The organism is Streptomyces sp. SP17BM10, from assembly GCF_036322405.1.
In the GTDB taxonomy this organism is placed as follows: Bacteria; Actinomycetota; Actinomycetes; order Streptomycetales; family Streptomycetaceae; genus Kitasatospora.
In genome coordinates this window covers 1-11,581 of sequence record NZ_JAQYXB010000573.1, presented here as the reverse complement: position 1 = coordinate 11,581, position 11,581 = coordinate 1, and the positions used below count along the sequence as shown (strand labels likewise).

Sequence of the window (11,581 nt, the reverse complement as noted above, 5' to 3'; positions counted from 1 at the left end):
GACGTCGGGTCCGACCCGTCGCCCGCCCAGTCTCGCCACGGACGGCCCCGGTTTTCCCTAGACGCACGGACGGGCGTGCCCGGCACCGTGAGGTGCCCGGCACGCCCGTCCGTGCGTCTGCGGCTACTCCCGGCCGCGCAGCCACTCCTCGACGATCTCGGCGGTCAGGGCCGAGTCCTCGCGGATCATCGACAGGTGGTCGGCGTCGACTCCCCTCACCTGGGCGCCCGGCACGAGCGGTTCGGCCTGGGCCCGCTGCTCGATGGGGGCCTCGTCGACGCCGGTCAGGGCGCGGTCGCAGGTGACGAGCAGGACGGGGGCCGTGGTGTGGTGGACCTCCAGGCGGTTGAGGAGGACCATCCAGCGGCCCATGGCGGACAGGCGGGAGTTGGTCAGCCGCACCGGCGAGTCGGCGCCGGTGAAGTTGAGCCGCATCATGCCGGTGTAGTCGGTGCCCTCGTCGGCGTTGTGCTGGAAGCTCAGCGTGTCGAAGAGGACGACGCCGGCCGGGCGGATGCCCCAGGTGTGCTCCAGCAGGCCGGCCGCGGCGTAGGCGAAGGACCCGCCGGAGGAGTGGCCGGCGAGGACGAACGGGTGGCCGTCGCTGGCGCGCAGGGCGCTCTCGGCGATCACCCGGGTGGCGACCTCGGGGGTGGCGGGCAGCCGCTCGCCGGTGGCGAAGCCGACCAGCGGGAGCGCCGACACCTCGCGCTCGCCGCGGAAGTGGGCGGCGAGCCGGGAGTACTGGTGCACGCCCGCGTTGGCCGTCGGCGCGCTGACGCAGATCAGCCGGGTCGGGCGGGGCCCCTCGGCGAGGCGGGTCGCCCAGGGCAGGTCCTCCAGTTCGGCGGTCGCCTCGAAGGTGGGGCGCAGGGCCGCGACGGTGGCGAGCATGCGTTGGGCCTCGGGCACCTTGCCGTTGGCCAGGGCGTCGGTGAACAGCCGCTCCAGGGAGTCGAGTTCGGGCTCGGTGCCGGCGCCGAGCACCGAGCCGCCCTCGCCGTCCTCGGTGGCCTGGTTGGCGAGTTCGCTGCGGATCCAGGTGGCGAGCTCGACGGGCGAGCGGCTGTCGAAGACGACGGTGGCGGGCATCCGCAGGCCGGTGACGGCGGCGATCCGGTTGCGCAGCTCGACGGCGGTGAGCGAGTCGAACCCGAGCTCGTAGAAGTCGCGTTCGGCGTCGACGGCCTCCGGGGAGGCGTGGCCGAGGACGGCGGCGGCTTCGGCGCGGACGGTGTCGACGAGGTAGTGCATGCGGTCGCGCTCGCCCAGGTCGAGCAGCTGCCGGGTGAAGTCGGCGGCCGCGTCGGCGCCGCTCGTGCCGCCACCGGAGGCGGTGCGCCGGGCCGCGCGGACGAGTCCGCGGAACAGCGGCGGCACGTCGCCCTGGGGGCGCATGCCCCCGGCGGCCAGGCCCATCGGGATGACCAGCGGTTCGGCGGAGCCGAGGGCGGCCTCGAACAGGGCGAGGCCCTGCTCGACGGAGAGCGGCGGGATGCCGCCGGACTGCATGCGCCGCATGTCGGTCTCGCTGAGCTCGCTGGTCATGCCCGCCTCCTGGGCCCACGGGCCCCAGGCGAGCGAGGTGCCGGCGAGGCCGAGCGACCTGCGGTGGTCGACCAGGGTGTCCAGGAAGGCGTTGGCCGCGGCGTAGTTGCCCTGGCCGGGGCTGCCCATGACGCCCGCGATGGACGAGAAGACGGCGAACTGGGCGAGGTCGAGGTCGCGGGTGAGCTCGTGGAGCTGCCAGACGGCGTCGACCTTGGGCCGCAGGACGGCGGACAGGCGCTCGGGGGTGAGCGCGGTGACGATGCCGTCGTCCAGCACACCGGCCGTGTGGATGACGGCGGTGAGCGGGTGTTCGGCGGGGATGCCGGCGAGCAGTGCCTCGGTGGCGGCGCGGTCGGCGGTGTCGCAGGCGACGACGCGGGCCTCGGCGCCGAGGGCCGCCAGGTCGGCGAGGAGTTCGGCCGCGCCGGGCGCGTCCGGTCCGCGGCGGCTGGTGAGCAGCAGGTGGCGGGCGCCGGTGACGGCCAGGCGCCGGGCGAGGTGGCGGCCGAGGGCGCCGGTGCCGCCGGTGATCAGGACGGTGCCGTCGGGGTCGCGCTCGACGGGCATCGTGAGGACGGTCCGGGTGGCGGGCGCCTGGGGGGCGAGCGCGGTGCGGGCGTCGCGGATGTCGTGCGCGGCGACCGGCGGCGCGGTGAGCGCACCGCTGCCGGCCAGGGCGGCGAGCTCCGCGAGGATCGCCGCGGTCTGGTCGGCGTCCGGTGCGGGGAGCTGGGCGAAGGCCTCGTCGTCGAGGACGAGGCCGGTGCCCGCCGCCGCGCGGCCGGTGAGCCGCTCGGGCGGCAGGCCGTGGCCGAGCAGGGCGTCGCGCAGGCCGTCGGGGGCCGTGGCCGAGACGTCGGCGCCCAGGCGCAGGGCGAGTTCGACGGCGGCGGTGGCCGGTCCGACGGCGGTGGCGTGGACGTGGACGGTCAGGCCGGCCCGGGCGGCGTCGGAGCCGCCGAGGGCCTGCCACGCGGGGACGAAGTCGGCGGCCAGCGCGGCGGCGGCCCCGAGGGGCCAGCCGTCGGGCACCGGGGCCAGCAGGCGCCGGTCGGCGATCGCCTTCGGCCCGGCCGGCAGCACGCCGAACACCTCGTCGCCGGGTCGCAGGTCCGGCACGCCGTCACCGACCGCCGTCACCACGCCGGCCGCGCCGGTGCCGTGTGCGTGAACCGCTGCGGCCTTCACGGCGACGGCCACCTGCCCGGCCGCGGGCGGCTCGGCCGCCTCGGGGCTGGGCACCAGCGCCAGGTCGTCGGGCAGTCGGCCGTCCAGGACCCAGGGCGTGCCGGCCGGGGGCAGCAGCCCCGGTGCGTCCGCGAGCCGGGCCAGCCGGCCGACCCGCAGCGCGCCGCCGCGGACGGCGAACTGGGCCTCGCCGTCGGCCAGCAGGCCGGGCAGCAGCGCCAGCACGGCGGCCACGTCCTCCGTCCGCTCGACGTCGAGCAGGGCGAAGCGGCCGGGGTGCTCGGAGTTCGCCGTGCGGGCCAGGCCCCAGGCGGCGCCGCCGGGCAGGTCGCGGACGGTCTCGCCGTCGGCGGCCCGGACGGCGCCCCGGGTCACGAACACCAGCCGGGAGGCGGCGGCGCGGTCGTCGGCCAGCCACTCCTGGACGAGGGCGAGCACGCGCGCGGTGTGCGCGTGGACGGCCTCGGGAACATCGCCGGCCGGGCCGTCCAGGGCGACCAGGACGAGGTCGGGCGCCTGGCGGCCGAGGTCGGCGAGGGTCGCGACCGAGGAGCCCGTGCCGTAGGCGTCCCGGCCGAGGGCGGTGCAGCTCGGCGCCGTGGCGGCCGGCGGCGCGGCCGGGGCGGGGACCCACTCGATCCGGAACAGCGGGTCGCGGCCGGTGCGGGCGGCGGCCGCGGTGGCCTGCGGGGCGCGCAGGGCGACCGAGCCGACCGTCAGCACCGCGCCGCCCGCCGGGTCGGTGGCGGTGACGGACACCGTGTCCTCGCCGAGGCGGGCGACGCGCACCCGCAGGGCGGCCGCTCCCCCGGCGTGCAGGGCCACGCCCTGCCAGGCCTGGGGCTGCGGCAGCTGCTCCTCGGTGCCGACGCCGATCAGCACGGCGGCGTGCAGGGCGGCGTCGAGCAGGGCCGGGTGGAGGCCGAAGTAGCGGGCGTCGTCGGCGGGTTCGCCGTCCAGCTCGACCTCCGCGAACACTTCCTCGCCGCGCAGCCACGCGGCGCGCAGGCCCCGGAACGCCGGTCCGCGCCCGGGCTCGCGGTAGAAGCCGTCCAGGTCGACGGCGAGTGCGCCGGCCGGCGGCCAGGCCGCCTGGGCGTAGTCCGGCAGGTCGGCCTCCTGGGGCACGAGGGTGCCGGTGGCGCAGCGCGTCCACGGCTCGTCGGGGGCGGCGTCGCCGGGGCGGGCGTAGCAGGTCACCGGGCGGGCGCCGGTGTCGTCGGGCGCGCCGACGCGCACCTGCACGACGGGTTCGTCGTCCTCGGCGAGCGGGAGCGGGTCGCCGAGCGTGAGCTCCGCGATCCTGCCGCAACCGACCTGGTCACCGGCCCGGACGGCCAGTTCGACGAACGCGGCGGCGGGGAAGGCGAGCCGCCCGCCGATCCGGTGGTCGAGCAGCCACGGGTGGACGCGCAGGGCGAGGCGGCTGGTGAACAGCACGCCGTCGGTGTCGTCGGCGAGCGGGACGGCGGCGCCCAGCAGCGGGTGGTCGGCGGGGACGAGGCCGACGGAGGCGACGTCGCCGGAGAGGGCGGCCGGGCGCGGCCAGTAGCGGCGGTGGTCGAAGGCGTAGGTGGGCAGGTCGACCCGGCGGGCGCCGGTGCCGTCGAACAGGGCCGCCCAGTCGACCGGGACGCCGGCCGCGTGGAGCGCGGCGAGGGCGGTGAGCAGGGTCCGCTCGTCGGCGCGGTCCTTGCGCAGGGCGGCGGCGCGCACGCAGTCGACCGTGTCGTCGCCGAGGCTCTGCTCGGCGAGGGCGGTGAGGACGCCGTCGGGGCCGAGTTCGAGGAAGGCGGTGGCTCCGGCCTCGCGCAGGGCGCGGACGCCGTCGGCGAAGCGGACGGCCTCGCGGACGTGGCGCACCCAGTAGTCGGGGGTGGTGAACTCCCCGCCCAGGGCGCCGGTCAGGTTGGAGACCAGCGGGATCGAGGGCGCGCTGTAGGACAGGCCGTCGAGGACCTCGCGGAAGTCCTCCAGCATCGGGTCCATCAGCGGGGAGTGGAAGGCGTGGGAGACCTTGAGCCGCGTGGTCCGTCGATCGGCGAAGTGCGCCTCGATCTGTGCGACGGCCTCCTCGGTACCCGAGACGACGACGGAGGTCGGGCCGTTGACGGCCGCGATCGACACGAACTCGCCCAGCAGCGGCCGGACTTCCTCCTCCGTCGCCTGCACCGCCAGCATCGTGCCACCCGACGGGAGCGCCTGCATCAGCCGCCCGCGGGCCGCCACCAGGGCGCACGCGTCGCCGAGCGGGAACACCCCGGCGACGTGCGCCGCCGCGATCTCGCCGATCGAGTGGCCGGCGACGAAGTCCGGCCGCAGGCCCAGGGATTCGACGAGCCGGTAGAGCGCCACCTCGACCGCGAACAGCGCCGCCTGGGCGTACGCGGTCCGGTTCAGCAGCTCCGCGTCCTCGCCCCACACGACCGCGCGCAGCGGCTGTTCCAGGTGCTCGTCCAGCACCGCGCAGACCGTGTCGAAGGCGTCCGCGAACACCGGGAAGCGCGCGTACAGCTCCCGGCCCATGCCGAGGCGCTGCGAACCCTGGCCGGAGAACAGGAAGGCCGTCGAGCGGTCGGCCGCGACGCCGCGGGCGACCTCGGTCAGCCCCTCGCTGCAGGCGAGCAGCACGGCCCGGTGCTCGAAGGCGGAGCGTCCGGCGGCGAGCGAGTACCCGATGTCCAGCGGGGAGAGTTCGAGGGCGCGGGCGCGGGCGAGGTGGGTCTCCAGCGCGTCCTCGGAGCGGCCGGAGAGCACCCACGGGACGACGGCGGGCAGCACCCGCTGGTCGTCGGTGCGCTCGGTCACGGCGGGCGCCTGTTCGAGGATCAGGTGCGCGTTGGTGCCGCTGATCCCGAACGAGGACACCCCGGCGCGCCAGGGCCGGTCGACCTCGGGCCACGGCCGGGCCTCGGTGAGCAGGTCGATCGAGCCCGCCGTCCAGTCCACGACGGTGGACGGCCGGTCGATGTGCAGGGACTTCGGCAGCACGCCGTGGCGCATGGCGAGCACGGTCTTGATCACGCCCGCGACGCCGGCGGCGGCCTGGGTGTGGCCGATGTTGGACTTCAGCGAGCCGAGCAGCAGCGGCCGTTCGCGGTGGCGGCCGTAGGTGGCCAGGAGCGCCTGGGCCTCGATCGGGTCGCCGAGGGCGGTGCCGGTGCCGTGGCCCTCGACGGCGTCGACCTCGGCGGGCGTCAGTCCGGCGCTCGCGAGGGCCTGGCGGATGACGCGCTGCTGGGACGGGCCGTTGGGCGCGGTGATGCCGTTGGAGGCGCCGTCCTGGTTGACGGCGCTGCCGCGCACGATCGCGAGCACCGGGTGCCCGTTGCGGCGCGCGTCGGACAGCCGCTCCAGGACGACCATGCCGACGCCCTCGGACCAGTTGGTGCCGTCGGCGGCGTCCGAGTAGGCCTTGCAGCGGCCGTCGGCGGCGAGGCCGTTCTGGACGGTGAAGCCGGCGAAGCTCACCGGTGTGGTCATCACCGTCACGCCGCCGGCGAGCGCGAGTCCGCACTCGCCGCCCCGCAGCGCCTGGGCGGCCCAGTGCAGGGCGACCAGGGAGGACGAGCACGCGGTGTCGACGGTGACGGCCGGGCCCTCCAGGCCGAGGGTGTAGGAGATGCGGCCGGACAGCACGCTCGACGCGAGGCCGGTGCCGGCGTGGCCGCCGATGTCCTCGCGCGAGGTCGTCATGAGCGTCGCGTAGTCGAGGCCGTTGGTGCCGACGAAGACGCCGGTGCGGCTGCCGCCGAGCTTCTGCGGGTCGACCCCGGCGCGCTCCAGGGCCTCCCAGGACGTCTCCAGGAGGAGGCGCTGCTGGGGGTCCATGGCGAGGGCCTCGCGCGGCGAGATGCCGAAGAAGGAGGCGTCGAAGTCGGCGACGGCGTCGATGAAGCCGCCTTCCAGGGTGGCGCTGCGGCCCCGGCCGTCGCGGTCGCCGACGAGCAGGGTCCGCAGGTCCCAGCCGCGGTCCTCGGGGAAGCCGGCGATGCCGTCGCCGCCCTCGCAGACCAGGCGCCACAGCTCGTCGGGCGAGGTGACCCCGCCGGGCAGGCGGCAGGCCATGCCGACGATCGCGATCGGGTCGGTGTCGTCGGCCGCGGCCCGCGCAGCGGGCGGCAGCGGGTCGGCGGGGCTGTCGAGGAGCTCGGCCAGGAGGTGTTCGGCGAGGGCCTGGGCGGTCGGGTAGTCGTAGACGGAGGTGACCGGGAGCTTGAGGCCGGTGGCCGCGCCGAGGCGGGCGGGCAGTTCGACGGCGGTCAGCGAGTCGAAGCCGAGGTCGCGGAACTTGCGGTCCGGGGCGACGGCGGAGCGGTCGGCGTAGCCGAGCACGGCGGCGACGTGGGTGCGGACCAGGTCGGTGAGCAGGGCGGTGCGCTCGGCCGGGGTGAGGGCACGCAGACGGCCGGTGAGCTCGGAGGCGGCGGTCGCGTAGTCGCGGCGGGCCGCGGCGGCGGCCTCCAGGGCGGGCCGGGCGGCGGGGAGGTCGCGCAGCAGCGGGTTGCCGCGCAGGCCCACCAGGCTCTCCAGGACCTGCGGCTGCGTCAGGTCGAGCAGCACGAGTGCGGGCGCCGGACGGGTGACGGCCTGGCGCAGCGCGGCCAGGGCGAGCTCGGGGTGCAGGGCGGGCACGGCGGCGCGCTGGGTGCGGCTGTCGTCCCCGGCCGGTGCTGTGTACTCGGCGCCGACCCAGGCGCCCCAGGCGACGGAGGTCGCGGGCAGGCCCTCGGCGCGGCGGCGCTGGGCGAGCGCGTCCAGGACGGCGGCCGGGGCGGCGAGGGTCGCGCGGCCGGGGGTGCCGACGGCGCCCGCGACGGAGGAGCAGAGCACGAAGGCCGTCAGGGCGAGACCGCGGGTCAGCTCGTCCAGGTGGCGGGCGGCCCCGGCACGGACCCGGTGGACGGCGGCGAGGCGCTCGGGCGTCAGGTCGTCGAGGACGCCGTCGTCGACCGTGCCCGCCGCGTGGACGACGGCGGTGAGCGGGGCGTCGGCGGGGACCGTGGCCAGCAGGGCGGCGAGGTCGGCGCGGTCGGCGACGTCACAGGAGGCGATCGTCACGCCGACGCCCAGGCCGCTCAGCTCCTCGGCGAGGTCGGCGGCGCCGGGGGCGTCCGGCCCGCGGCGGCTCGCCAGCAGCAGGTGGGTCGCGCCCGCGGCGGCGAGTTGCCGGGCCACGGCCGCGCCCCGGCCGCCGGTGCCGCCGGTGATCAGCACGGTGCCGGGGGTCTCCCCCGGCGTCCAGCCGGCGTCCGGCGCGCCCGCCGGGGCCGGGACCAGGCGGCGGGCGTGGACGGCGGCGGTGCGGATCGCGATCTGGTCCTCGCCGTCCGTACCGGCGAGCACGGCGGCCAGGCGGCGCACCGCGGACCGGTCGGGCGCCTCGGGCAGGTCGACGAGGCCGCCCCACTGCTGGGGGTGCTCCAGCGCGGCGACCCGGCCGAGGCCCCACACGGCGGCCTGCTCGGGCGCGGCCGGCGCCTCGGTGCGGGCCACGGCGACCGCGCCGCGCGTCAGGCACCACAGCGGCGCGGTGAGGTCCGCGTCGCGCAGGGCCTGGAGGAGGCCGAGGGTCGCGGCGGCCGGGTCGGTACCCCGGCCGAGCGCGAGGAGGGACAGGACGCCGGTGAACGGGCGGCCGGTGGAGGGCAGTCCGCGCAGGAGCGTGGCGAGCTCGGCGCGCTCCGACGTGGGCACGGACAGGCACAGGGCGTCCGGTCCGACGGACTCGCAGACCGCTTCCGTCCACGCCTCGTCGCCGTCCGCGGCCGGCGTCACCACCAGCCACGGGCCGGAGGGCCGGGCCGTCGAGCCGCCCGGCAGCGCGCGCCAGGACTCGTGGAAGCGCAGGGCGTCGAGGAGCGACTGGTCGCGGTGGTGGCGCCGCCAGGCGGACAGGGCCGGGAGCACCGCGCCGAGCGCGTCGCCGTCCACGGCGAGGTCGGCGGCGAGCGCGTCCAGGTCCTCGCCCTCGACGGCGGCCCAGAAGCGGGCGTCCAGCGGGTCGTCCGGCGCGGCGGCGCCGGGGCGTCCACCGGCCGGGGCGTGCGTCTGCGGCCAGTAGCGCTCGCGCTGGAAGGCGTAGGTCGGCAGGTCGGCGCGCCGGGCGCCGGTGCCGTCGAACAGGCGCGCCCAGTCGACGGGCACGCCGACGACGTGGAGGCGGGCGAGCGCGGTCAGCAGCGCGGCCTCCTCGGGGCGGCCTCGGCGGACGGCCGGCTCGACGACGGCCGCCGGGGCGTCCGCCAGGCATTGCCGGACCGCCGGGGACAGGGCCGCATCGGGGCCGAGCTCCAGGAAGTCGGTCGCACCGGCGGCGTGCAGCACGCGGATCCCGTCGGCGAAGCGGACGGCCTCGCGGACGTGGCGCACCCAGTAGTCGGGGGTGGTGAACTCCTCGCTGCCGAGCTCGCCGGTGAGGTTGGAGACCAGCGGGAGCGAAGGGGACTGGTAGGTCAGCCCCTTGAGGACCTCGCGGAAGTCCTCCAGCATCGGGTCCATCAGCGGGGAGTGGAAGGCGTGGGAGACCTTGAGCCGCGTGGTCCGCCGGTCGGCGAAGTGCGCCTCGATCTGTGCGACGGCCTCCTCGGCACCCGAGACGACGACGGAGGTCGGGCCGTTGACGGCGGCGATCGACACGAACTCGCCCAGCAGCGGCCGGAGTTCCTCCTCCGACGCCTGCACCGCCAGCATCGCGCCGCCCGACGGGAGCGCCTGCATCAGCCGCCCGCGAGCGGCCACCAGGGCGCAGGCGTCGGCCAGGCTGAACACCCCGGCCGCGTGGGCGGCCGCGATCTCGCCGATCGAGTGGCCGGCGACGAAGTCCGGCCGCAGGCCCAGGGATTCGAGGAGCCGGTAGAGCGCCACCTCGACGGCGAACAACCCGGCCTGGGCGTACTCCGTCCGGTTGATCGCCTCCTCGTCCGAGCCCCACGCGACCTCGCGGACGGGCAGGTCGAACTGCGCGCAGACCGCGTCGAAGGCTTCCGCGAACACGGGGAAGCGACCGTACAACTCCTGCCCCATGCCGAGGCGTTGGGCACCCTGCCCGGAGAACAGCAGCGCCGTCCTGCGCTCGCCGTCGGCGACGCCGCGCGCCACCTCCGCGCCGTCCAGCAGCACCGCCCGGTGCGCGAAGCGCGACCGCCCGGCGGCCAGCGACAGGCCGACGTCCACGGGCGGGGCGTCCAGGCCGCCGAGCCGAGCGAGCTGCGCGTCGAGCGCGGCCTCCGACTTTCCCGCCAGCACCCACGGCACGACGCCCGGCGCCACCGACGGCTCCGCCCCGCCGGCCTCGGCCGGCGGGGCCTGCTCGACGATCACGTGCGCGTTGGTGCCGCTGATCCCGAAGGCCGACACGCCCGCCCGGCGCGGCCGCCCGGTCTCCGGCCACTCCTCCGCCCGCGTGAGCAGCCGGACGTCACCGGCCGACCAGTCGACGTGCGAGGACGGTGCGTCCACGTGCAGCGTGCGGGGCAACACGCCGTGCCGCATCGACAGCACGGCCTTGATCACGCCGGCCGCGCCGGCCGCGGCCTGGGTGTGGCCGATGTTGGACTTCAGCGAGCCGAGCAGGAGCGGCCGTTCGCGGTCCTGCCCGTAGGTGGCGAGGAGGGCCTGAGCCTCGATCGGGTCGCCCAGGGTGGTGCCCGTGCCGTGGCCCTCGACGAAGTCGACCTCCGCCGCCGAGAGACGCGCGTTGGCGAGGGCCTGGCGGATGACACGCTGCTGGGACGGCCCGTTGGGGGCCGTGAGACCGTTGGAGGCGCCGTCCTGGTTGACGGCGCTGCCGCGCACGACCGCGAGGACGGGGTGCCCGTTGCGGCGCGCGTCCGAGAGGCGCTCCAGCACCAGGACGCCCGCGCCCTCCGACCAGCCGGTGCCGTCGGCGCCGTCCGCGAACGCCTTGCAGCGCCCGTCCGGAGCCAGTCCGCCCTGCCGGGTGAAGCCCGGGAAGCCGAGCGAGGACGACATCACCGTGACGCCGCCGGCCAGGGCGAGCGTGCACTCGCCGCTGCGCAGCGACTGCGCGGCCAGGTGCATCGCCACCAGCGAGGAGGAGCACGCCGTGTCGACGGTGACCGCCGGGCCCTCCAGGCCGAACGTGTAGGAGATCCGGCCGGAGACCACGCTCGCGGCCAGGCCGGTGCTCGCGTGACCCTCGATGTCCTCCTGCGCGTTCATGACGAGCGTCAGGTAGTCCTGGCCCCCGGTGCCGACGAAGACGCCGGTCCGGCTGCCGCGCAGCGCCGTCGGGTCGATGCCCGCGCGCTCGACGGCCTCCCAGGAGGTCTCCAGCAGGAGCCGCTGCTGCGGGTCCATGGCGAGGGCCTCGCGCGGCGAGATGCCGAAGAACGCCGCGTCGAAGTCGGCCACCCCGTACAGGAAGCCGCCCTTGGCGGTGGCGCTGCGCCCCCGGTCGCCGGGGCCGCCGCCGAGCAGGGTGTCGAGGTCCCAGCCGCGGTCGGTCGGGAAGTCGGAGATGCCCTCGCGGCCCTCGGCGACCAGTGCCCACAGCTCCTCGGGCGTGCCGATCCCGCCGGGCAGGCGGCAGGCCATGCCGACGATCGCGATCGGGTCGTCGGCGGTGGCGACGGCCGCCGCGGCCGGGGCCGCCGGCCCTTCGTGCTGGCCGAGCACCTCCGCGAGCACGAGGTCGGCGATGGCGGCGGGGGTCGGGTGGTCGAAGACCAGGGTGGCCGGCAGGCGCAGGCCGGTGACGGCGGTCAGGCGGTTGCGCAGTTCGAGTGCCGTGAGGGAGTCGATGCCGAGGTCGTGGAAGTCCCGGTCGGCGGCGACGGCCTGCGGTGAGGCGTGGCCGAGGACGGCGGCGGCCTCGGTG

Annotated in this window: 1 protein-coding gene; it reads right to left on the bottom strand. The window is 77.0% G+C overall.

Annotation, left to right across the window (positions count from 1 at the left end; translation table 11 throughout):
- Nucleotides 1–123 precede the first annotated feature (123 nt).
- The coding region (locus tag PUR71_RS16195; protein ID WP_329927688.1) for a type I polyketide synthase at nt 124–11,581 on the bottom strand (11,458 nt) is incomplete at its 5' end.